We start from the raw sequence: 21,007 nt of genomic DNA on the forward strand, positions 1-21,007 counted from the left end.
ATACGGCGTCCCCTTCCTGCCAGCGGGAAGGGGACATCCGCTTGCAGCCTCGCCTGCGCCTATCTAGAGTCGCTTTATTGCGGCGGAGATTGGCATGGCGAAGAAAATCCGGGTGGGCATCGGCGGCTGGGTGTTCGAGCCATGGCGCGGCACGTTTTATCCCGACGGGCTGACGCAGAAGCGCGAACTCGAATATGCGAGCAGCAAGCTTTCGACCATCGAGATCAACGGTACCTATTACGGCTCGCAGAAGCCGGAGAGCTTCCGGAAATGGCATGACGAGACACCGGACGGTTTCGTCTTCGCACTGAAGGGCCCGCGCTTCGCGACCAACCGCCGCGTGCTGTCCGAGGCAGGCTCTTCGATTGAACGGTTTCTGGAAAGCGGCCTGACGGAGCTGAAAGAGAAGCTCGGACCCATCAACTGGCAGTTCGCGCCGACGAAGAAATTCGATCCGGAAGATTTCGAGGGGTTCCTGAAGCTACTGCCGAAGACCCTGGGCGGGCGCGATCTCCGCCACGCCGTCGAAGTGCGTCACGAAAGTTTCAAGTCGCCCGACTTCATCGCGCTGGCGAGGGAATATGGCGTCGCCGTGGTGACCGCCGCCGATGCCGATTATCCGCAGATCGGCGATGCCACTGCGTCTTTCGTCTATGTGCGCGCCATGGGAACGAGCGAGGACGAGAAGCTCGGCTATCCGAAGAAGGCGCTCGATGCATGGGCGACGCGTGCGAAGGAATGGGCCGCGGGCGATGCGCCGAAAGACGTCGAGACCGTGAGCAAGCACAAGCCCCTCAAATCCGGCCGCGACGTCTTTCTCTATGTCATCAGCGGCGCCAAGGTCCGCAATCCCGCTGCCGCCATGGCGATCGCCGAGCGGCTCTAGAGCCCGTCCACGGGGAAGCGCGAAGTGAGCTTGTGCGTGCGGGCGGCGAGCGCTGTCTCCGTTGCGGCGTCTCCTTTCGCGTTGAGCGCGGCGGCGATGATTTCGGCTATCTCCGCCATTTCCTTGTGCCCCATGCCGCGCGCCGTTGCTGCCGGTGTGCCGAGACGAAGGCCGGACGGGCGCATCGGCGGGTTCGGATCGTCCGGGATCACCTGTTTGTTGGTGGTGAGGCCGACGCGGTCGAGCGCCTCCTGCGCCACCGCGCCGTCGATGCCGAAACTCGCGACCGTGTCGATGACGAGGAGGTGATTGTCGGTGCCGCCGGTGACGAGCTTCACCTGACGTTCCATGAGTGCAGCGGCGAGCGCCTTGGCGTTGGCGAGGACCTGTTCCGCGTAATCGCGGAACGCGGGCATGGCGGCGAGGCGGAAGGTGACGGCGGCTGCCGCGACCTGATTCATATGCGGACCGCCCTGAAGGCCGGGGAACACGGAAGCGTCGATCTTCCTCGCGAACTCAGCCTTGCAGAGAATGAGCCCGCCGCGCGGGCCGCGCAGCGACTTGTGCGTCGTCGTCGTCATCACGTCGAAGCCCGCATCCAGCGGGTTGCGCATGACGTTGGCCGCGATGAGCCCGCCGATATGGGAAACATCCGCCATGGTGAGCGCGCCCACTTCGTCGGCAACGCGTTTGAAATCCGCGTAGTCGTAGTCGCGCGGGTAAGAAGAGTAGCCACAGACGACGAGCCTCGGCTTCGTCTCCCGTGCGACGGCACGGAGGTGGTCGAAGTCGATGGCGCCGTTCGTGGGGTCCGTCTTGTAGCGCACGAAATTGAAGAGGCGGCCCATATGGCTGACCGGCGCGCCATGCGTGAGATGACCGCCATGGCTGAGATCCATCGCAAGGATCGTATCGCCGGGCTCGAGCAGGCCGAGATAGACTGCCTGGTTCATCGGCGAGCCGGACAGCGGCTGCACATTCGCGTGCTCCGCGCGGAAGAGAGCCTTGGCCCTGTCGCGGGCCAGCGTTTCGATACGGTCTGTATAGTCCTGTCCGCCGTAATAGCGCCGCCCGGGATAGCCTTCCGAATATTTATTGGTGAAGGCGGAGCCGAGCAGCGTCAGCACTTCGGGGAAGGCGTAGTTTTCCGACGGGATGAGTTCGAGGCCCGCGCGTTGCCGCGCTTCCTCGCCCTTGAGCGCGAGAAAGATTTCATTGTCGGATTGGGCGAGCCGGGCTCGTTCCTGTGAGGTCGTCATGGGGCGGTCTCCTTCGATGCCTGAAAACAAAAACGCCCGGCCAGCATTTAGAAGTGCTGCCCAGGCGATCGGCTCGAAAGACCAGTCTCCGCGCTCCCCGATGGTGACCCATCTGATTTCGCCAGTCGCGCGGAGGATATGTGCGACCGGAAGTGAAGGGAGTTAAGACCCGCGAGCGGCGGGAGTCAATTCCCTCGTCAAAGACCCAGTATCCGCTTGGCGATGATGTTCTTCTGGATTTCGTTGGAGCCGCCATAAATCGACTGCGCGCGGGCACCGAGATAGGCGGCGACGGCGGGCGCCGCGCCCGCGGGGAGCGCCGTGTTGCCGGTCCATGCGGGGGCGACGGAATCCGGGAAGGCCGGTTGCACATAGGGGCCGTAGGTCTCGGCGCCGAGCTCCGTGATGTCCTGTGCGAGTTCGGTCGCGATCACTTTCAGGATCGAGGATTCGTTGCCCGGCGCGCCGCCTTCCGCCACTGAGGAGAGCGTGCGGAGCACCGTTATTTCAAGCGTATCGAGCCGCGTTTCGAGTTCGCCGAGCTTGCGGATGAAGGCGGGGTCGGCCAGCAGTCCGCGTTCGCGCGCGGCTTCGCGAATGTTGCGGAGCTGCTTCCGCTTGCCCGCGACATGGGCATAGGAGGTGCGCTCATGGCCGAGCAGGTAGTTGGCATAGGTCCAGCCCTTGCCCTCTTCGCCGATGCGGTTTTCCTGCGGCACGCGCACATTTTCGAAGGTGACGCTGTTGAGCGAATGCTTGCCGTCGATGGTGATGATCGGCTGCACGGTGATGCCCGGCGTTGTCATGTCGATCAGCAGGAAGGTGATGCCTTCCTGCTTCTTCTCTTCCTGGCTGGTGCGCAGCAGGCAGAAAATCCAGTCGGCATGCTGAGCGAGGCTGGTCCAGATCTTGGTGCCGTTGACGATGTAGTCGTCGCCATCTACAACGGCGCTCGCCTGCAGCGAGGCCAGGTCGGAGCCGGAGCCGGGCTCCGAATAGCCCTGCGCCCAGAAGGTCGTGCTGTCGAGAATGCCGGGCAGCCAGCGCTTCTTCTGTTCGTCCGTGCCGAATGTGTAGATGACGGGACCGACATAGAGGAGGCCCATCGGCACGACATTGAGCGCGCCCGCGCGCTCAAGCTCCTCGTCGAAGATGTATTTCTCGTTCGCGCTCCAGCCCGTGCCGCCTGCCGATTTCGGCCAGTTGACGGCAAGCCAGCCACGCGCAGCAAAGGCTCGCTCCGATTTCTGGTAGTCGGCCTTGGTCGGTGAAGCGCCGCTCGCCATCTTCTCCACGATCTCGCGCGGATACTCGTGCTCGAAAAAGTCCCGCACCTTCATGCGAAACTCTTCGTCCTTTGCGGAGAATGAGAAATCCATGGCCTTCCTCCCGAATTTTGATTGGGGTGAGTGTAGCCGGTTGCCGATACGGCGTCAGTGGCGGGAAGGCAGGTGCCGCGACGTCACCTCTCGAAAAAGTGACAAAAGAAAAGGGCCGGTGTTTCCACCGGCCCTTCGCATTTTGGAGTGAGGAAGCTGGACTTAGAAGTCCATGCCGCCCATGCCACCCATTCCGCCCATGCCGCCAGGCATGCCGGCAGCGGCGCCGTTGTCCTTCTTCGGAGCGTCGGCGATCATGGCTTCCGTCGTGATGAGGAGGCCGGCGATCGAGGCTGCGTCCTGAAGCGCCGTGCGCACGACCTTGGTCGGGTCGATGATGCCGGCGGCGACGAGGTCGCAATACTCTTCCTTCTGCGCGTCGAAGCCGAAATTGGCCTGCTTCGACTCGAGGACCTTCTGCACGACGATCGAACCTTCGACGCCGGCATTCTCGACGATCTGACGGATCGGCGCTTCGAGGGCCCTGCGGATGATGTTGATACCCGCCTGGATGTCGCGATTGTCCTCGACGAGCTTGCCGACGGCCTTGCTCGCCATGAGAAGGGCCGTGCCGCCACCGGGGACGATGCCTTCTTCAACCGCGGCGCGGGTCGCATTGAGCGCGTCGTCGACACGGTCCTTGCGTTCCTTCACTTCGGCTTCGGTCGCACCGCCGACCTTGATCACCGCAACGCCACCGGCGAGCTTCGCCAGACGTTCCTGCAGCTTTTCCTTGTCGTAGTCGGACGTCGTGTCCTCGATCTGCCGCTTGATCTGGGCAACGCGAGCTTCGATGTCCTTCTTCTTGCCGGCGCCGTCGACGATCGTGGTGTCGTCCTTCGTGATCGAAACGCGCTTGGCCTTGCCGAGCATGTCGAGCGTCACGGACTCAAGCTTGATGCCGAGGTCTTCGGAGATGACCTGGCCGCCCGAGAGAACGGCGAGATCTTCGAGCATCGCCTTGCGGCGATCGCCGAAGCCCGGCGCCTTCACGGCAGCGACCTTGAGGCCGCCGCGCAGCTTGTTGACCACGAGCGTGGCAAGCGCCTCGCCTTCGATGTCTTCCGCGATGATGAGCAGCGGACGGCCCGACTGCACAACGGCTTCGAGCACCGGCAGCATCGGCTGCAGGCTGGTCAGCTTCTTCTCGTGGAGAAGGATGAGCGGCTCGTCGAGCTCGACCACCATCTTGTCGGCATTGGTGATGAAGTAGGGCGAGAGATAGCCACGGTCGAACTGCATGCCTTCGACGACATCGAGTTCGGTGTCGAGGGACTTGGCTTCCTCGACCGTGATGACGCCTTCATTGCCGACCCGGCTCATCGCCTGGGCGATCATGGCGCCGATTTCGCTTTCGCCATTGGCCGAGATCGTGCCGACCTGGGCGACTTCGTCGTTCGACTTCACCTTCTTCGAACGCTTCGTGATGTCTTCGACGGCGGTGCGGACGGCAATCTCGATGCCGCGCTTCAGGTCCATCGGGTTCATGCCGGCGGCAACCGACTTCGCGCCTTCGCGAACGATCGCCTGCGTCAGAACCGTCGCCGTCGTGGTGCCGTCGCCGGCGGTGTCGTTGGTCTTGGAAGCGACTTCCTTGACCATCTGGGCGCCCATGTTCTCGAACTTGTCTTCAAGCTCGATTTCCTTGGCGACCGTCACGCCGTCTTTCGTGGTGCGCGGCGAACCGAACGACTTTTCGATGACCACATTGCGGCCCTTCGGACCGAGCGTCACCTTTACCGCATCGGCGAGAATGTCGACGCCGCGAAGCATCTTCTCGCGGGCTGTGCGGCCGAATTTGACTTCCTTAGCCATGTTTTTCTGATCCTTCTGAATTCATGAAACGGAACGAACGGCCGCCGGGGCAATAAAAAAGCCCGCGGCCGGGTATCCGGTTGCGAGCCTTGTCAGGCAGCGGCCTTCTTCTTGCTGGCAGCGCCTTCGAGCACACCCATGATGTCGCTCTCCTTCATGATCAGCAGCTCTTCGCCGTCGATCTTGACTTCGGTGCCCGACCATTTGCCGAAGATCACCCGGTCGCCGACCTTGACGTCGAGCGCGACGAGCTTGCCGTCATCGCCACGGGCGCCGGGGCCCACCGCGACGACTTCGCCCTGCGAGGGCTTTTCCTGCGCCGAGTCCGGAATGATGATGCCGCCGGCGGTCTTGGATTCTTCCTCGACCCGGCGCACTACGACGCGGTCATGCAGAGGACGGAATTTCATCTCTGGCTTCTCCTGTGTCCCAACCGCTAAGTTGCGGATATTTCTGGATTTTTTGAGCCTGTTAGCACTCACTCAATATGAGTGCCAAAGCACTGGGCAGAGATAGGAGCTGTCCGCCACGCTGTCAAGCGGGGAGGCGCCGTATTTCACGAATTTGTAGCGAGGATTCGCCTCAGGCGCGCAGGCCGCGCAGGGTCAGCTTGATGATGGCGGCGAGCTGGCGGCGGAAGGTTTCCTCGTCCGGTGCCTTTTCGGCGCCGCAGGCGGCGGCGATGAGGGTTTCGGCGGCGGCTTCCTGGGTGAGGCCGCTGGCCTTGGGATCGAGCTCGCCGCGCTGGGTGCCTTCGCGGACAAGCTGGAGGACGGCGTTCTGGAACTGAACGTGAACGTCGCCGAAAACATTTTCCTTCAGGCGGCTGCCGCTGTCGACGAGCTCCGCCGCATGCGGGCTCGAAAGAATCCAGCGATAGACGAAACCGAGCTTCGCCTCCATCAGCGCGGCAAGCTTCCGCTCGAGCGGCAGGTCGAGCGCTTCCGCCGCCGTGACGCCTTCCGCGACCTGTTCGGCCAGCGTCCGGCAGATCGCTTCGAAGAGTTCGTCCTTGCTTTTGAAGTAGAGGTAAAGCGTGCCCTTGGCGACGGCGGCGGCGCGCGCGATGTCTTCCATCGAAGTGCGGCGGTAACCATAGTGACGGAACAGATCGAGCGCGGAGGAGATGATCACCTCCCGCTTGTCCGCCAATCCTGCCGTCTTCTGCGCGGCGCCGCTCTGTCCCGACATTTGTCCTAGCGTCTGATGGTGAAGGCGCAGGGCCGTCCTGCCGCGATCACGATGGTCCGTCTCGATCCACCGCAATCGTAATAGCAATATTTGCGCGCGCCAGCCCTCGTTTCGCCGCTGAGCGAACAGGTCGCGCCCGACGCATACTGGTCGTGAGCGGGCATTTTGCTCATCGCCGCCTCGGGTTCCGCCGCCGTCAGCGCGGCAAGGAGCATCAAACCGGAAAGCGTCGTTGTCGCCATTTCATCCCCCAACAATAGACAGTATAAATGCCAAAATTATACGGTCTCTCCTCCCGAATCCATCGCTTTCATGAACCAAAACGAAGACGCGATGCGTTGTTGTGCATCGCGCGGGCCGCTGTAGGATGCGTGCCGCGCGGCAGCAAAGGGGAAGTCATGACAAGCGAAGCATTGCAGGCGGCGAAGGCCATGATCGGAAAGAAGGGCTCGCGCGCCGCGATCCCGACACCGGCGCTTGTGCTCGATCTCGACGCCTTCGAGCGCAACGTCGCGCGGATGGCGGAGCACTGCAAGGTAAGCAACCTTTCGATCCGCCCCCATGCGAAGACGCATAAATGCGTGACCATCGCCAAGGCCCAGATCGCGGCCGGCGCCGTCGGCCAGTGCTGCGCCAAGCTCGGCGAGGCGGAGGCGATGGCGGCGGGCGGCATCGAGAGCATTCTCATAACCTCGCCCGTCGTGACGGTGCAGGGCATCGAGCGGCTGATGGCGCTGAACGAGAAAATGCCGGACCTGATGGTCGTGGTCGACAATCCGGTGAACGCGCGCGCATTGGCGGCAGCGGCGGCGGAAAAGAAACGTGTGCTGAAGGTTCTGGTGGACCTCGATGTTGGCCTCCACCGCACAGGCATCCGCCCCGGCGAGGACGCGCTGGCGCTGGCGGAACTTCTCGACGCGGCGGAATTTCTCGAACTGCGCGGGCTGCAGGCCTATGCCGGACACCTGATGCATATTCACGACTTCGCCGAGCGTCGCGAGAAATCGCTTGCGGCGATGAAGGTGCTGGGCGATCAGCGCGACGCGCTGAAGGCCAAGGGCTTGCCCTGCGATATCGTGTCGGGGGGCGGCACCGGCAGCTACAATATCGACCCGGAAGCGAAGGTGCTGACCGAGCTGCAGGGCGGCTCCTATGTTTTCATGGACAAGCAGTATCACGACGTCGCGCTCGGCAATGGCGCGAGCTTTCCCTTCGAGACGTCGCTCTTCGTGCAGATGTCGGTCGTCTCCGCCAACACGAAAAATCTCGCGACGACGGATGCCGGTTTCAAATCCTTTTCGACCGATGCCGAGTCGCCGAAACTTCTTTCCGGCGCGCCGGAAGGAGCGGGCTATTTCTTCTTCGGCGACGAGCAAGGCGGCGTTCTTCTACCGGATGGCGCGTCGCTGCCGATCGGCAGTGTACTGACGGCCATGACGCCGCATTGCGACCCGACGGTGAATTTATACGACGCCTACCACGTCGTCCGGGGCGACACGCTGGTCGATATCTGGCCCATCGAGGCGCGCGGCAAGAGTGCCTGATGGGGTATCCGGATACCTCAAAATGGCCGACTGTCACCGAACTGTCATGAAACTGTCATGCGATGAGGAAGAGCGGTTTCCGGTACGTGGTTGAGCACCGAATTTCGCTCCTTCGTCGTCTCCGGGGAATGTGCGGGACGCCTCCGGTGCAACTTGTCCCCGGTCAGGTCGCGAATTCTTATCCCCGGGAGCCTTATCCCCGGATTGAGTCAGCGACCCCGCCCCATAAAATTCTTCGCGTGCCGCTCGAATTTTCTGACCCTCCCCCAAGGGGAGGGTGGGGAGACTTATCGGGCGTTTAACTCCTTCTCCAGCCTCTCCCACATCGGCCGGCAATCCACGACGCCGCCTTCGCGCATGGCGCGGTCGACGGCGATGACGGTGAGGCCGGCCACCATGGCGTCCTCGACCTGGACGGGGAAGGGTTTGCCGTCGAGGAGGTGGGCGGCGAGGTCGCGGCCCATTTGCTCGTCGGAGCCGTAATGGCCTTCGGCGCTGGCGCCGAATTCCTCCGTCTCCGGAGGATTGATACCGAGCGCGTCGCGGAAGGTGAGGCGGTTGGTCACGAGATCGGCTTCGAGCGCGCCGCCTGTCCCTGCGAAGTACCAGCGGCGCTGCGGCAGGCCGGCATGGGTGTTCGCGTGGAAGGTGAGGCGGACGTTGTTTTCATATTCGACAAGCGCGACCTGGTTGTCGGCGGTATCGGCGTCGGAGTGGAAGGTGTTGTTGCCGCCGTTCCAGCCCGCGCGCCATATCTCGTAGGCGGGTGTGCCGTCCGGGTAGCGGCGTTCGGCCAGGGCCTCGTTGGCGGGCGTGAAGATGTCGCGGCCGCCGAAGCTCGCGACGCGAGCGGGCAGCGCGCCGGCGAAGAGGCGGTAGAGATCGAAATCGTGGCAGCATTTGTCGAGCAGGAACGAACCGGCATGGGCTTCGTGGCGCCGCCAGTCGCGCATAAGGAAGGCGCCGTGCTCGGGATGGAGATGCTCGTTGCCTTCGAAGCTGACGAGGCGGCCGAGTTTCGAGGCGTGAAGATGACGCGTGACGGCGGCGACGAGCGGTGCGGAACGGAGGACGAGGCCGACAATGACGGAAGATTGCCCATGCTCTCGCAGGAGCCGGGCGAGCGCCCATGTTTCTTCCTCCGTGCGCACGACAGGTTTTTCGGTGAAAACGCGCAAGCCGCGCTCAAGCCCGGCGCGTATATGAGCGAGGTGGAGATGATTGGGCGAGCCGACCATGAGGAGGTCCGGCTTTGTATGAGCGAGCATCGCATCGACGCTCTCATAGGCCGTGCCTGCACCGATGCCCCGCTTCTCCAGCGTGGAGAGGCCCATGGGTGCGGGATCGGCATGGGCTACGATCTCGATATGGGGCGCGGCAGTGGCGAGATGGCGGATGACGGTGGCGATGCGCCGCCCGAGGCCAGCGACGGCGATAGTGTAACGCTCGCTTGTTTTCATGATCGGGATTTCTAGCTGTTAGTATGCGCGGACGGTAGCGCGGCGGAAAATTCGATGGAGTGTTCATCATATTGGAGGGACGTCCCCCTCCCCGAAAAATTCTTCGCTTCGCTCGAATTTGTCGACCCTCCCACGGGGGGAGGGTGGAGAATGAAGATGACCCTCGGGCCACTGACGTAAAGGAAACGGCGATATGCGACTTGGAATCCTGACCGGCGGCGGCGATGTGCCGGGGCTCAATCCCTGCATCAAGGCGGTGGTGCGGCGCGCGACTGAACTTGGCTGGGAAGTGCTCGGCTTCCGGCGCGGCTGGGCAGGGCCGATGAGCTACAATCCCGACGACCCGGAAGGGAGCGAGAAGCACCTGATGCGGCTCAACAACGATGCCGTCAGGACCATCGACCGCAAGGGCGGCACGATACTGCATACGACGCGCACCGACCCGCAATGGATGGTGGAGGAAAAGCTCCCCGATTTCCTGAAGGGAAAGTTCAAACCGAGCGAAAAGGGCACGGTCGACACGACGCCGCATATATTGCGCGTCTTTGAACATCTCGGCATCGATGTGATGGTGACGATCGGCGGCGACGGCACGCTGAACTATGCCGCGCAGCTCGACCGCGAAGGCATGAAGATCGTCTCGATCCCGAAGACGATGGACAATGATGTTTTCGGCACGGATTACTGCATCGGCTTTTCGACGGCGGTGACGCGCTCGGTCGATGCCATCAGCGCACTTCGCACATCGACGGGAAGCCATGAACGCATCGCCGTGGTGGAGCTTTTCGGACGGAACTCCGGCGAGACGGCGCTGATCTCAAGTTATCTCGCCGACGCCGACCGGGCGATCATAGCCGAAGTGCCGTTCAACGCGGAGAAGCTGGCCGCGCTGGTGGCGGCCGACCGGATGGAAAATCCGGCGCGCTACGCGATGGTGGTGATTTCGGAAGGCGCGATGATGGAAGGCGGCGAGGCGCAGACCTATGGTCAGGCGGATGAATATGGCCGCAAGCGCCTCGGCGGTATCGGCCATCTGCTCGGCGAGGAACTGACGCGGCTCACCGGCGTCGACACGATCACGCAGTCTCTCGCCTATCTCATGCGTGCGGGCGCGCCGGACGCGCTCGACCAGATGGTGGCGAAGGGCTTCGGCACGCTGGCGGTGCAGGAAATTGCGGCGGGACGCACCGGCTTCATGACGGCGGTGCGCGACGGCAATTACACGACGGTGCCGGCATCCACATGCGCCAGCGGCGGCAAGCGCGTCGACGTTGCGTCCTTCTACGATGCGGAGGCCTATCGCCCGCGCATTGCCGAGGTGAAGGGCAAGCCGATGTTTTTGTATTGAGGGCATCTCCCCACTGCCACCCTCCCCTTGGGGGAGGGTCAAACGGCTGCAAGCCGTTTGGGGCGGGGTCGCTGAAGTGCAGCGTGTGCTGACGATAGCGTGTTCGCCGGATGAGCGCGGCGCCCCCGCCCCGAAAAATTCTGCGCTGCGCTTGAATTTTGTCGACCCTCCCCCGAGGGGAGGGTGGGAAGAGAGGCGCCGGCCGCTCGTCCCTACCGCTTCAACTGCATCAGTTGGCGGGCATCGCCGTCGTCGCCGATGGTGACGAAGCCGAGGCGTTCGTAGAGGGAATGGGCGTCTGTCGTCGAGAGCATGATGCGGTGGACGGAGGCGAGGGCGGGGTCGTTGACCATTGTCTCGACGATCCACTTGCCGCGCCCGTCGCCGCGATGGACGGGCAGCACATAGACGTCGCTCATCCAGGCAAAGCGCGTGTAGTCCGTCACCATGCGGCCGAAACCGGCCTGCTCGCCATCCGGCGAATAGAGCCCATAGGCGCGTGAATTAACGATACTTGTCCAGAGATTCTCGGGCGAAACGTCGCGCGCCCAATAGGTGGCGCCGAGCATTTTCAGAATGGATTCGCGATCAAGCCGCGACTTGTCGGTATTGATTTCGAAACCGTGCCGGCTCCAGGACGAAACATCATCACTCATACGCACACTCACTCTCGGCGTTGTTCTTGTTATTCCGCTCCCGCGCGTTGGGCATAGACCCATGCCTCTTCTGCCAGCGGCCGCACATTGGCCGCCATCTGTTTGGCATGTTCGCTGGATGCTGTCCCGTCCCTTACCCGCCCCGCGATTCCCTGCAGGATACCGGCAAGCCGAAAGAAATTATATGAAAAATAAAAATCAAGATTCTCAATACCATTGGGCCTGTTGGTCCGTTCGCAATACATGCGGATGTATTCGTCCAGTGTAGGGATGCCCAGCGACTTCAAATCGGCCGTCCTGATGGAGCCTGTACCGCCGCCGGTGCCCTGGCCGGGCATCACCCATTGCATGAGGCTGTAGGTGAAGTCGCCGAGCGGATGGCCGAGCGTGGAGAGCTCCCAGTCGAGCACGGCGATGACTTTCGGCTCCGAGGGATGCAGCACCGTATTGTCGAGGCGGTAGTCGCCATGGACGATGGAGTTCGAATCCTCCTGCGGAACATTGGCGGGCAGCCACTCCATCAGCCGGTTCATCTCCGGAATGGTTTCCGTTTCGGAGGCAACATATTGCTTCGTCCAGCGCGAGATCTGGCGCGCGAAATAGTTGCCCGGCTTGCCGAAATCGGCGAGGCCGATCGCCTCGTAATCGACCATGTGAAGCCGCGCCAGCGTCTCGTTCAGGGAGTCGTAGATTTTCCAGCGTGTCTCCGGGTCCTGGCCGGGCAGCAGCGGCTCCCAGAGCACGCGGCCATCGACCATGTCCATGATGTAGAACATGGTGCCGATGACGCTGTCATCCTCACACAGACAATAAGTGCGCGGCGCGGGAAAGCCGGTGCCGTGCAGCGCGGTGATGACCTTGTATTCGCGGTCGACCGCATGGGCGGAAGGGAGGAGCTTCCCCGGCGGCTTGCGGCGCAGCACATATTTTTTCGACGGCGTGACGAGCTGATAGGTCGGGTTCGACTGGCCGCCCTTGAACTGCTTGACGGTGAGCGGGCCCTGAAAGCCTTCGACATGCGCCTGCATATATTGTTCGAGGCGCTTCTCGTCGAATTTGTGGCTGTCGGCAACGTCCTTGGTGCCGGAGAACTGATCCTGCCGGCTTTCGGCTGCATCGCTCATTTTTTCTTTCTCCCCGTGTCGTTTATTCTGTGTACGTATTTTAGTGCGGTTTTTTTCCTTCTCACCCTCCCCTTGGGGGAGGGTCAAACGGCTGAAAGCCGTTTGGGGCGGGGTGCGGAGTATCCGCTTATTCAACCGATCGTCATTTCATCGAAGCTGTCGCCGCGACCCCGCCCCATAAAATTCTGCGCTTCGCTTGAATTTTCTGACCCTCCCCCAAGGGGAGGGTGGAAAGAAGAAGTTGATGTTGCGGCGCGCTCTTCATTGCCCTCATTTCCTCACGCGTTCTGCTTCTCGCGCTCGATGGCGCGGTAGCCGATGTCGCGGCGGCAGAAGCCTTGCGGCCAGTCGATCTTCGCGACGGCGCGGTAGGCGCGGGCCTGGGCTTCGGCGGTGCTTTTGCCGGATGCCGTGACGTTCAGCACGCGGCCGCCTGTGGCGTAGATCTTTCCGTCTTCGGCTTTCGTGCCGGCATGGAAGATTTCGACGCCGTCGATGGCGCCGGCTTCGGCGAGACCTTTTATTTCGGTGTTCTTCTTGTAGTCGCCCGGATAGCCCTCCGCCGCCATGACGACGGTGAGCGCGACCTCGTCCTTCCAGTGGCATTCGGCATCGGCGAGCGTGCCGTCATGGCTGGCGATGAGGAGGGGCAGCACGTCGGAGGCGAGGCGCATCATCAGCACCTGGGTTTCGGGATCGCCGAAGCGGGCATTGTATTCGATGAGCTTCGGGCCCTCGGCCGTGATCATGAGCCCGGCATAGAGCACACCCTTGAAGGGCGTGCCGCGCGCGCGCATGGCGGCGACGGTCGGCTCGACGATCTCCTTCATCGCGCGCGACGAAAGCTCCGGCGTCATGACGGGAGCGGGCGAATAGGCGCCCATGCCGCCGGTATTCGGGCCCTGATCGTTGTCGAAGACGCGCTTGTGATCCTGCGCGGTGGCGAGCGCCAGCACATAATTGCCGTCGCAAAGAGCGAAGAAGCTCGCTTCTTCGCCTTCGAGGAATTCCTCGACCACGACTTCGGCGCCTGCGCTGCCGAAGCGGCCCGAGAAGATTTCGTCGATGGCGGCGGCGGCCTCCGCTTCCGTCATGGCGACGGTGACGCCCTTGCCGGCGGCGAGGCCATCCGCCTTGACGACGATGGGCGCGCCCTTCGCGGCGACGAAGGATTTGGCGGCGGCGGCGTCCTGGAAGCGGCCATAGGCGGCAGTCGGGATGCCGAATTCGGCGCAGAGGTCCTTGGTGAAGCCCTTGGAGCCTTCGAGGCGGGCGGCGGCGGCGGAGGGACCGAAGCTCTTGATTCCCTCGGCATCGAGCCGGTCCACCAGCCCGTTCACCAGCGGATCCTCGGGGCCGACCACCACGAAGCCGATTTTTTTCTCGCGGACGAAGGCGACAATGGCGTCGAAATCATTCGGCGAGAGGGAGACGCATTCCGCCACCCCGGCAATGCCGCCATTGCCCGGCGCACAATAAAGAACGTCGCAGAGCGGGCTCTTGCGGATGGCCCAGCAAAGCGCATGCTCCCGGCCGCCCGAGCCGATGACGAGAATGTTCATGGGTTGGCATGTCCCTAGGAATGATCGGTGCCCCGCGGGCCCCCAAGGGGTTGGGGCGCGGAGGGGTTCCCTTGTAACATGGGGGTCACATCCGGCAAACCTTACCGCCTCCCGCCAGAAAGCCCTTTATGCCCCCTTCGGACACACAAAGCCCCGCCGCCAACAACGCCCATGAATTCTCGGTCAGCGAGATTTCCTTCGCGCTGAAGAAGACGGTGGAGGAGACCTTCGGCCATGTCCGCGTGCGCGGCGAGATTACGGGATATCGGGGGCCGCATTCCTCCGGCCATTGCTATTTCGGCCTGAAGGACGACAAGGCACGGATGGACGCCGTGATCTGGAAGGGGAATTTCGGCAAGCTCCGCTTCAAGCCCGAAGAGGGCATGGAGGTGATCGCGACGGGGAAGCTGACGACCTATCCGGGTAGCTCCAAATACCAGATCGTGATCGACCATCTGGAGCCCGCCGGCGTCGGCGCGCTGATGGCCCTGCTGGAGGAACGGCGGAAGAAGCTCGCCGCCGAAGGATTGTTTGCCGCCGAGCGAAAGCGCGCGCTGCCGTTTCTCCCCGAGGTGATCGGCGTGGTGACGAGCCCGACCGGCGCCGTCATCCGCGACATTCTCCACCGCCTGCAGGACCGTTTCCCGCGCCATGTCATCGTCTGGCCGGTGCGCGTCCAGGGCGAGACGAGTGCGGCGGAAGTGGCCGCCGCGATTCGCGGCTTCAACGCGATGGAGAAGGGCGGGAAGACACCGAGGCCGGATTTGCTGATCATCGCGCGGGGCGGCGGCTCGATAGAAGACCTCTGGTCGTTCAACGAGGAAATCGTCGTGCGGGCGGCGGCGGAAAGCGCGATCCCGCTGATCTCGGCCATCGGCCACGAGACGGACACGACGCTGATCGACTTCGCCTCCGACCGCCGCGCGCCGACGCCGACGGCAGCCGCGGAAATGGCGGTGCCGGTGCGGGCGGAACTCCTCGCCGATGTGCGGGACAAGGGCTCGCGGCTCATCCGCTGCGAGGCCCGCGCCATCGAAAGCTACCGCACGCAACTGGGCGGGCTGGCGCGCGGCCTGCCGAAGCTGCAGGACCTGGTGGCGCTGCCCCGCCAACGCTTCGATACGGCGGCGGACCGGCTCGGCCGCGCATTGATAAGGGCGGCGGAAGTGAAGCGCGCGCGGCTTTCCCGCGTCGAGGGGCGGCTCTCCGACCGGCCGATAAGGCTGCGGATCGCGAATGAACGGAAAGGCCTGCCGCAATTGCTGCAACGGCTGACGCGGGCGGAGACAAGACGCGTCGCCGATCTCGCCCGCTCACTCGATGGCTCCACGAAGCTGCTGGAGAGCTATTCCTATCATGGCGTGCTGAAGCGCGGCTATGCGGTGGTGCGCGACGAGACGGGCAAGCCCATCCGCGCCGGCGCGGGACAGACGGCGGGCGCGCGCATCGAAATCGAATTCGCAGAGGACAGGCTCGACGCCGTGGTCGCGCCCGGCGGCACCGTCGCGCCGCGAAAGGCCCCGCCAAAAAAGCCCGGCGGCGGACAAGGCAGCCTGCTTTGATCGGAGCGGCTGGCCGCGCTATGCTGCGCGGATGAGGATTTGCGAATGAACAGAATAGATAAAATGGGCGGAGGCCCGGCGGAGCTCGTTTACGGTGACGGCGAATTTCACGTCGTGCGCGCGGGCGCTTATGTCGTTTGCGCGGTCACGGGCGCGCGCATTCCGGTGGATGAATTGCGCTACTGGAATGTCGACCTGCAGGAAGCCTATGCGACGCCGGAAGCTTCGCTGAAGCGCGTACTCGAAATGAAGAGCCGCGAATGACGGCGCGGCTTGCCGCGCTGCTGCTCGGGCTTGTGCTGGCGGCGCCTGCCTTCGCCGATGCGCCGCTCGACCTCAAGGGACGGATGGAGCAGGGCGGCTTCGTGGTCGGACAGGCGGCGCCCGGCGCACGCGCCGTGCTTGACGGCATGGCGCTCGATGTCGACGAGGCCGGCCTCTTCGCCTTCGGCTTCGACCGCGATCAGGGAGCGACGGCCAAGCTCACCGTGACCTATGCGGATGGCGGAACGGCGGAACGCCTCATCGAGGTCGCGCCGCGCGACTGGCAGATCCAGCGCGTCGAAGGCGTACCTCAGCAATATGTTTCGCCCCCGCCCGAAGCCATGGCCCAGATCGCGCGGAGCACGGCGCTGAAAAACGCGGCGCGCGAGAAGCGCATGGCGGGCAGCGGCTTTGCCGAGGATTTCATCTGGCCGGCGACGGGACCGATCTCCGGCGTCTTCGGCTCGCAACGCTATTACAATGGTGAGCCGCGCCGCCCGCATTACGGCGTCGATGTCGCCGCGCCGACGGGAACACCGATCGTCGCGCCCGCCGCAGGCATCGTGACGCTCGCCTCGCAGGAAATGTATTTCGAGGGCGGGCTCGTCTTTCTCGATCACGGGCAGGGCGTGACCAGCGTGATGATGCATATGAGCCGCATCGACGTGACGGCGGGCCAGCAGGTGGCGCAGGGCGACGTGCTCGGCGCCGTCGGCGGCACGGGACGGGCGACAGGGCCGCATCTTCACTGGGGGCTTTACTGGCGCGGCGCCTGGCTCGACCCGCAAAGGCTGGTGCCGCCGATGGAAGAAGCCATCGCGGCGAACGGCGGCAACTGACGATCAGTCCTGAATGCGGTTGTAGATTTCGGCCTGGGCTTGAAGCTGCGCCTGCCGGCGCGGGCCTACCTTCCGCTGGGGCGTCCACCTGTCATGAAGCCATAGCCATTCCTCGGGATGCTCGCGGATGCGCGCTTCAAGGAAATCATTCAGCTCCTGCGTGATGCGAAGCACTTCCTCGATAGGCTCCACACCTTCGCGCGCCGTGATCGGATTGTAGACCGTGACGCGGAAACGCGCGCCGCCGAGCCGCTCGATATAGGCGGGCACCACCGGCACGTTGTAGCGGATGGCAAGACCGGCGGGAGCGGCGGTCGTCATGGCGCGCTGGCCGAAGAATTTCACCTCGACGCCATCGTTCATTTTCTGGTCGGTGAGCATGGCGACGAACTTGTTCTCGCGCATCAGTTTCACGATGATGCGCGCGCCGGGATTGCCTTTCGGTATCTGCACCGCGCCGCCCGTCAGGCGTTCGCGCATGGAAACCATCCAGTCATTGACGAAGGGATTGTTTGCGTGGCGGTAAACCTCGCCGCCCTCCATGTTTTCGAGCCGCATCACCAGCGGCATCAATTCCCAGTTCGCGAAATGACCCGAAACGAAGACGCCGCCATTTCCCGATGCCGCCACCGCGCGCAGCGCGCCCGCATTGACGATTTCGATGCGATGCCTTTCTTCGGGCAGGGCGAATTTTTCCAGATGCGCGTATTCCGCGATGGTACGGCCGAGATTGTCCCACATGCCGACAACGATCCGCTCGATCTCTTCCGGCGTGAGCTCGGGCATGGCGAGCGCAATGTTCTTGCGGGCCCTGCCGGTGATGCCGAATTTCGGGCCGAGCGTGCGGCCGAGCCAGCCGCCGACCGCCGAGGCCCGGTCGAGGCCCATCGCGCCGAAGAAGGCCAGCGAGAGTTTGAGCCCGGCATATTCCAGGAAATGAACGATTTTGCGTTGTGTGGCCATGCGCTTCCGGCTGCTCGTCTCTTTATTCTGGTTGCAAGGCTTATAGCAGCTTCAGCGCCGGCGCGCCCGAGAGACGGCATCGTCGATCTGAGCCATCAGGGAAGGGAAATCGCCGATCAGCGCGCGAACGGGCAGGCGCAGCGCCGCCTCGTCGAGACGCCACCGCGCGCTCGATACGGGAGCATGGCTGAGCCGCGCCGCGTCTTTCTCGGTGGTGATGAGCCGCGCGCCAAGCTCGCGCGCACGAACGAGGAGCTTCAACGCCTCGCTCTCGCTGAACATGTGGTGATCGGGAAAGGAAATCGTCTCGGCGAGCTCGGCGCCGAGTTCGCGGAGCGTCCGGTAGAATTTTTCGGGGCGTCCGATGCCCGCAAAGGCGAGGAAGGGCCCGGCACCGAAATCCGGCGCGACGGCGGGGCGGACGATCGAATTAAAAACGGGAATGCCGCGCGCGCGCGCCCGCGCGGCAATGCCATCTCCCGCATGGCCGCGCCCGGTGAGGATGAGGGCGTTCGCGCGTGAGAGCGCATCGTCCACCCGCTCGCGAAGCGGACCGGCGGGAACGAGGCGGCCATTGCCCACGCCGCTCGCGGCATCGACGACGAGAATGGAAAAATCCTTGGCAAGGCCGGGGTTCTGGAAGCCGTCATCCATGATGATGAGACCGGCACCGCCACGCACAGCCGCAGCCGCGCCCTCGGACCGGTTTGCCGCCACCCATGTGGGCGCGGCTGCGGCGAGAAGAAGCGGCTCGTCGCCGACATCGGCGGCGGCATGGCGCAGCGGATCCACACGGATCGGGCCCTGCTCGCGGCCGCCATATCCGCGCGTCAGAAAATGGACCTTCTCGCCTTTCGCGATCAGCCCTTCGGCAAGCGTGAGCGCGACCGGCGTCTTGCCCGCGCCACCCGCCGTCAGATTGCCGACGCAGATGACGGGCACAGCTGCGCGCTGCGGCTCCGCCCTGCCGCGCCGGATGCGCCCGGCAAGCCCGTAGACATAACCGAGCGGCGCGAGAAGCCGCGCGGCGAGCGGCACGCTGTTGCGCTGGGCGGGATACCAGAAGCGGGGCTCACGCATCGCCGCTCCTTTCCGCGCCTTGCGGCAGCAGCCGGAGCAGGGCGGCAAGGGCGCGGTCCGTTGCGCCGCTATCGGCATTGACGATTTCGAATGCGGCGCGGCAGAGCCTTTGCCGCTCGGTCTCGTTGTCGAGAAGGCGGCCGATAGTGACGGGGAGGGCGGTGCCATCCGCAATGCGTAACATCGCGCCGCCCTTCTCGAAGGCGGCATAGGCTTCCGCGAAATTGAAATCGCTGGGGCCTGTGACGAGCGCGCAATCGAGCCGCGCCGCCTCGAACGGATTGTGGCCGCCCTGCGCGCCGAGCGTGCCGCCGATAAAGGCGATGCCGGAAAGATTGTAGAAGAGGCCCATCTCGCCCAGCGTATCGCCGAGATAAATCTGTGTATCCGGTCCGATGTCATCGCCGGACGAACGGCGCGCGACGGCAAGGCCCATCGCGGCAAGTTCGGCGGCGATGGCCGCGCCGCGCGCGGGATGGCGCGGCACGATGACGGTGAGAAGGCCCGGATGCGCGGGCGCGAGGGCGAGATGCGCTTCCGCCGCCGCGCGTTCCTCGCCTTCATGGGTGTTGCTGGCAAGCCAGAGCGGCCGCCCGGCCGTTGCCGCGCGCAGATGCGCAAGCGCCGCCGCGTCATGTTCGAGAGGGGCGGCATCATGCTTGAGGTTGCCGGGTTCTTCGACATGCGCCGCACCGAGATCGCGCAGGCGCTCCGCGCTGGCGCGGTCCTGCGCCATCAGCAGGCGGAAGCGCGACAGCAGATTGGCAATGAAGGCGGGCGCGCGCTTCCAGCTCCGCCACGACCGCTTTGTGATACGCGCATTGACGAGCGCCAGCGGAACGCCGCGCTCATGCGCGAGGATGATGAGGTTGGGCCAGAATTCGGATTCGACCCAGACCGCGAGATCGGGCCGCCAGTGATCGAGAAAGCGCGTGCAGTAATCCGGGTGATCGAGCGGTACGAACTGGTGGACCGCACCGGAGGGCAGCCGCTCCGCCATCAGCCGCGCGGAGGTGACGGTGCCTGTCGTCACCAGCACATGAAGGCCGGGAACGGCGGCGATCAACCGCTCCGTCAACGGAAGAATGGAAAGGGATTCGCCGATGCTTGCCGCATGCAGCCAGACAAGCGGACCTTCTGGCCGGGCAAGCGAGGAAACGCCGAGACGCTCGGAAACGCGCGCCGCCTCTTCCTTGCCGCGCGCCTCGCGCCTCGCGAGAAAGTAAGGCACGGCGGGTGCCAGCGCATGCGTCAACGCCTTGTAGGCGACGAGGGCTGCGGAGCGAGGCTTTGCTTTCATATCGGAGAACGGCGGCTCAATGCGCTACCGCTCCCTCGTCGCTCGGCAAAGGGGCGCGGCCGACCATGCGCTCGGCTTCCGCCGCAACGGCGTTGAGGCCCTGCTGAACCAGAAGACGCGCCGCCTCTATCTCCTCGGGGCCGGCATCGCGCGCCACATAGATCGGTTCGCCCCAGACGACCGCTCCCCGGGAGAAGGGAAGGTTGATGGTGAAGCTGTCCCAGTTGTTGAGCCGGATGCGGGCGCTTGTCGTCGCCGCGATCGGCACGATGGGCCGCCCGGAAAGACGCGCCAGCATGACGATGCCGTCGCCCGCGCGCCGCGCGGGGCCGGGCGGCAGATCGGCCGTGAGCGCCACGGAGATATTTTCGCCCAGCGCACGCACCATGGCGCGCAGCGCGCCCGCGCCGCCCTTGCCCTTCTGCTTGTGGGCCCGTTCCTCGCCCTTCGGCACGCCGGCGCCGCGAATGGTGCCGACGCCGAGAATGCGCATGATGTTGGCGACGATTTCTCCATCGCCATGCTTGGAGACGAGAACGCGCACCTCGCGCCAGTTATGCCAGAAGCAGGGCGTCAGCATGTTCTGGCCATGCCAGCTCGTGGCGATGAAGGGCTTGTCCTCGGCCCAGAAGCGGGCCGCGATGTCGCCGCGGCGAACCTCGAAGCGGCCGGTGCGGCGCACGATGCGGATGAACTGCGCGATCAGCCAGGCGACGAAGGTCTGGAAGGTTTCGCTTTTCGTTATTCTTTTTTTCTTGCGAGCGGGCATCGGACC

At 64.1% G+C, this 21,007-nt stretch carries 20 protein-coding genes and 1 riboswitch; of the genes, 6 read left to right on the forward strand and 14 right to left on the reverse strand.

Features of this window, described 5'->3' with window-relative positions:
• Positions 1-94: 94 nt before the first annotated feature.
• Positions 95-886 carry a DUF72 domain-containing protein gene (locus PLAV_RS03095; RefSeq protein ID WP_011995521.1) on the forward strand — a complete coding sequence of 264 codons (792 nt, stop codon included), beginning with the start codon at positions 95-97 and terminating at the stop codon, positions 884-886.
• On the opposite strand, the gene PLAV_RS03100 is transcribed toward PLAV_RS03095, so the two are convergent.
• From PLAV_RS03100 to PLAV_RS03125, 6 genes are all read right to left on the reverse strand, one after another.
• Entirely contained in the window at positions 883-2,145 is a 1,263-nt protein-coding gene (locus PLAV_RS03100; RefSeq protein ID WP_011995522.1) for a serine hydroxymethyltransferase, read from the reverse strand. The two genes, PLAV_RS03095 and PLAV_RS03100, sit on opposite strands and share 4 nt — an antisense overlap.
• Positions 2,146-2,196: 51 nt before the next feature.
• A riboswitch (ZMP/ZTP riboswitch) is annotated at positions 2,197-2,284 on the reverse strand.
• A gap of 58 nt (positions 2,285-2,342) precedes the next feature.
• Entirely contained in the window at positions 2,343-3,524 is a 1,182-nt protein-coding gene (locus tag PLAV_RS03105) for an acyl-CoA dehydrogenase family protein (protein WP_011995523.1), read from the reverse strand.
• Between the two features lie 162 nt (positions 3,525-3,686).
• On the reverse strand, positions 3,687-5,339 hold the full coding sequence (gene groL, locus PLAV_RS03110) for a chaperonin GroEL (protein ID WP_011995524.1): 1,653 nt from the start codon (positions 5,337-5,339) through the stop codon (positions 3,687-3,689).
• 92 nt (positions 5,340-5,431) lie between these two features.
• Positions 5,432-5,749 carry a co-chaperone GroES gene (gene groES / locus PLAV_RS03115; RefSeq protein WP_011995525.1) on the reverse strand — a complete coding sequence of 106 codons (318 nt, stop codon included), beginning with the start codon at positions 5,747-5,749 and terminating at the stop codon, positions 5,432-5,434.
• 172 nt (positions 5,750-5,921) lie between these two features.
• Positions 5,922-6,530, reverse strand: a complete 609-nt coding sequence (locus PLAV_RS03120) for a TetR/AcrR family transcriptional regulator (RefSeq protein WP_011995526.1) — start codon at positions 6,528-6,530, stop codon at positions 5,922-5,924.
• Between the two features lie 5 nt (positions 6,531-6,535).
• Entirely contained in the window at positions 6,536-6,772 is a 237-nt protein-coding gene (locus tag PLAV_RS03125) for a hypothetical protein (RefSeq protein ID WP_143710159.1), read from the reverse strand.
• 156 nt (positions 6,773-6,928) lie between these two features.
• Here PLAV_RS03125 and PLAV_RS03130 point away from each other — a divergent pair, with 156 nt between their 5' ends.
• The gene (locus tag PLAV_RS03130) at positions 6,929-8,074 is read left to right on the forward strand and encodes a DSD1 family PLP-dependent enzyme (protein ID WP_011995528.1); all 1,146 of its coding nucleotides are present in this window, start codon (positions 6,929-6,931) and stop codon (positions 8,072-8,074) included.
• Between the two features lie 287 nt (positions 8,075-8,361).
• Here the strand turns inward: PLAV_RS03130 and PLAV_RS03135 are convergent, their stop codons facing one another.
• Positions 8,362-9,534 (reverse strand): Gfo/Idh/MocA family protein, encoded by a 1,173-nt coding sequence (locus PLAV_RS03135; RefSeq protein WP_011995529.1) that lies wholly within the window; start codon positions 9,532-9,534, stop codon positions 8,362-8,364.
• Positions 9,535-9,727: 193 nt separating this feature from the next.
• Here PLAV_RS03135 and PLAV_RS03140 point away from each other — a divergent pair, with 193 nt between their 5' ends.
• Positions 9,728-10,882, forward strand: a complete 1,155-nt coding sequence (locus PLAV_RS03140) for a 6-phosphofructokinase (RefSeq protein WP_011995530.1) — start codon at positions 9,728-9,730, stop codon at positions 10,880-10,882.
• Between the two features lie 212 nt (positions 10,883-11,094).
• On the opposite strand, the gene PLAV_RS03145 is transcribed toward PLAV_RS03140, so the two are convergent.
• The 3 genes from PLAV_RS03145 to purD all read right to left on the reverse strand — a co-directional run bounded on the left by PLAV_RS03145 (position 11,095) and on the right by purD (position 14,224).
• Positions 11,095-11,538: a GNAT family N-acetyltransferase gene (locus PLAV_RS03145; protein WP_011995531.1), complete on the reverse strand. Its 444-nt coding sequence runs from the start codon at positions 11,536-11,538 to the stop codon at positions 11,095-11,097.
• 29 nt (positions 11,539-11,567) lie between these two features.
• On the reverse strand, positions 11,568-12,662 hold the full coding sequence (locus tag PLAV_RS03150) for a phosphotransferase family protein (RefSeq protein ID WP_011995532.1): 1,095 nt from the start codon (positions 12,660-12,662) through the stop codon (positions 11,568-11,570).
• Between the two features lie 278 nt (positions 12,663-12,940).
• Positions 12,941-14,224, reverse strand: a complete 1,284-nt coding sequence (gene purD / locus PLAV_RS03155; protein ID WP_011995533.1) for a phosphoribosylamine--glycine ligase — start codon at positions 14,222-14,224, stop codon at positions 12,941-12,943.
• Between the two features lie 128 nt (positions 14,225-14,352).
• Here purD and xseA point away from each other — a divergent pair, with 128 nt between their 5' ends.
• From xseA to PLAV_RS03170, 3 genes are read left to right on the forward strand one after another with little or no spacing between them, the layout of a single operon-like run.
• The gene (gene xseA / locus PLAV_RS03160; protein ID WP_011995534.1) at positions 14,353-15,786 is read left to right on the forward strand and encodes an exodeoxyribonuclease VII large subunit; all 1,434 of its coding nucleotides are present in this window, start codon (positions 14,353-14,355) and stop codon (positions 15,784-15,786) included.
• A gap of 45 nt (positions 15,787-15,831) precedes the next feature.
• A complete protein-coding gene (locus PLAV_RS03165; RefSeq protein WP_011995535.1) occupies positions 15,832-16,050 on the forward strand; it encodes a DUF2093 domain-containing protein in 219 nt (72 codons plus the stop codon).
• Complete coding sequence (locus PLAV_RS03170; RefSeq protein WP_011995536.1) at positions 16,047-16,889, forward strand: M23 family metallopeptidase; 843 nt, start codon at positions 16,047-16,049, stop codon at positions 16,887-16,889. Before PLAV_RS03165 ends, PLAV_RS03170 begins: the two co-directional genes overlap by 4 nt.
• 3 nt (positions 16,890-16,892) lie before the next feature.
• On the opposite strand, the gene PLAV_RS03175 is transcribed toward PLAV_RS03170, so the two are convergent.
• Genes PLAV_RS03175 through PLAV_RS03190 form a run of 4 tightly spaced genes read right to left on the reverse strand, consistent with a single transcriptional unit; the run spans position 16,893 to position 21,001 of the window.
• Positions 16,893-17,852: a lysophospholipid acyltransferase family protein gene (locus PLAV_RS03175; protein ID WP_011995537.1), complete on the reverse strand. Its 960-nt coding sequence runs from the start codon at positions 17,850-17,852 to the stop codon at positions 16,893-16,895.
• Between the two features lie 51 nt (positions 17,853-17,903).
• Positions 17,904-18,932 carry a tetraacyldisaccharide 4'-kinase gene (gene lpxK / locus PLAV_RS03180; RefSeq protein ID WP_011995538.1) on the reverse strand — a complete coding sequence of 343 codons (1,029 nt, stop codon included), beginning with the start codon at positions 18,930-18,932 and terminating at the stop codon, positions 17,904-17,906.
• Positions 18,925-20,232 carry a 3-deoxy-D-manno-octulosonic acid transferase gene (locus PLAV_RS03185; RefSeq protein ID WP_011995539.1) on the reverse strand — a complete coding sequence of 436 codons (1,308 nt, stop codon included), beginning with the start codon at positions 20,230-20,232 and terminating at the stop codon, positions 18,925-18,927. The genes lpxK and PLAV_RS03185 overlap by 8 nt, the downstream gene beginning before the upstream one ends.
• A gap of 16 nt (positions 20,233-20,248) precedes the next feature.
• Positions 20,249-21,001 carry a lysophospholipid acyltransferase family protein gene (locus PLAV_RS03190; protein WP_011995540.1) on the reverse strand — a complete coding sequence of 251 codons (753 nt, stop codon included), beginning with the start codon at positions 20,999-21,001 and terminating at the stop codon, positions 20,249-20,251.
• Positions 21,002-21,007: the final 6 nt, after the last annotated feature.

Origin of the sequence: Parvibaculum lavamentivorans DS-1 (assembly GCF_000017565.1) — a bacterium.
In the GTDB taxonomy this organism is placed as follows: Bacteria; Pseudomonadota; Alphaproteobacteria; order Parvibaculales; family Parvibaculaceae; genus Parvibaculum; species Parvibaculum lavamentivorans.

Coding starts and splice junctions, on each gene's coding strand:
- xseA (WP_011995534.1), top strand. CDS start 14,353: ATGCCCCCTTCGGACACACAAAGCCCCGCCGCCAACAACGCCCATGAA.
- PLAV_RS03105 (WP_011995523.1), bottom strand. CDS start 3,524: ATGGATTTCTCATTCTCCGCAAAGGACGAAGAGTTTCGCATGAAGGTG.
- PLAV_RS03125 (WP_143710159.1), bottom strand. CDS start 6,772: ATGGCGACAACGACGCTTTCCGGTTTGATGCTCCTTGCCGCGCTGACG.
- PLAV_RS03130 (WP_011995528.1), top strand. CDS start 6,929: ATGACAAGCGAAGCATTGCAGGCGGCGAAGGCCATGATCGGAAAGAAG.
- PLAV_RS03135 (WP_011995529.1), bottom strand. CDS start 9,534: ATGAAAACAAGCGAGCGTTACACTATCGCCGTCGCTGGCCTCGGGCGG.
- PLAV_RS03165 (WP_011995535.1), top strand. CDS start 15,832: ATGAACAGAATAGATAAAATGGGCGGAGGCCCGGCGGAGCTCGTTTAC.
- groL (WP_011995524.1), bottom strand. CDS start 5,339: ATGGCTAAGGAAGTCAAATTCGGCCGCACAGCCCGCGAGAAGATGCTT.
- groES (WP_011995525.1), bottom strand. CDS start 5,749: ATGAAATTCCGTCCTCTGCATGACCGCGTCGTAGTGCGCCGGGTCGAG.
- PLAV_RS03190 (WP_011995540.1), bottom strand. CDS start 21,001: ATGCCCGCTCGCAAGAAAAAAAGAATAACGAAAAGCGAAACCTTCCAG.
- PLAV_RS03095 (WP_011995521.1), top strand. CDS start 95: ATGGCGAAGAAAATCCGGGTGGGCATCGGCGGCTGGGTGTTCGAGCCA.
- PLAV_RS03145 (WP_011995531.1), bottom strand. CDS start 11,538: ATGAGTGATGATGTTTCGTCCTGGAGCCGGCACGGTTTCGAAATCAAT.
- PLAV_RS03120 (WP_011995526.1), bottom strand. CDS start 6,530: ATGTCGGGACAGAGCGGCGCCGCGCAGAAGACGGCAGGATTGGCGGAC.
- purD (WP_011995533.1), bottom strand. CDS start 14,224: ATGAACATTCTCGTCATCGGCTCGGGCGGCCGGGAGCATGCGCTTTGC.
- PLAV_RS03140 (WP_011995530.1), top strand. CDS start 9,728: ATGCGACTTGGAATCCTGACCGGCGGCGGCGATGTGCCGGGGCTCAAT.
- PLAV_RS03185 (WP_011995539.1), bottom strand. CDS start 20,232: ATGAAAGCAAAGCCTCGCTCCGCAGCCCTCGTCGCCTACAAGGCGTTG.
- PLAV_RS03170 (WP_011995536.1), top strand. CDS start 16,047: ATGACGGCGCGGCTTGCCGCGCTGCTGCTCGGGCTTGTGCTGGCGGCG.
- lpxK (WP_011995538.1), bottom strand. CDS start 18,932: ATGCGTGAGCCCCGCTTCTGGTATCCCGCCCAGCGCAACAGCGTGCCG.
- PLAV_RS03175 (WP_011995537.1), bottom strand. CDS start 17,852: ATGGCCACACAACGCAAAATCGTTCATTTCCTGGAATATGCCGGGCTC.
- PLAV_RS03150 (WP_011995532.1), bottom strand. CDS start 12,662: ATGAGCGATGCAGCCGAAAGCCGGCAGGATCAGTTCTCCGGCACCAAG.
- PLAV_RS03100 (WP_011995522.1), bottom strand. CDS start 2,145: ATGACGACCTCACAGGAACGAGCCCGGCTCGCCCAATCCGACAATGAA.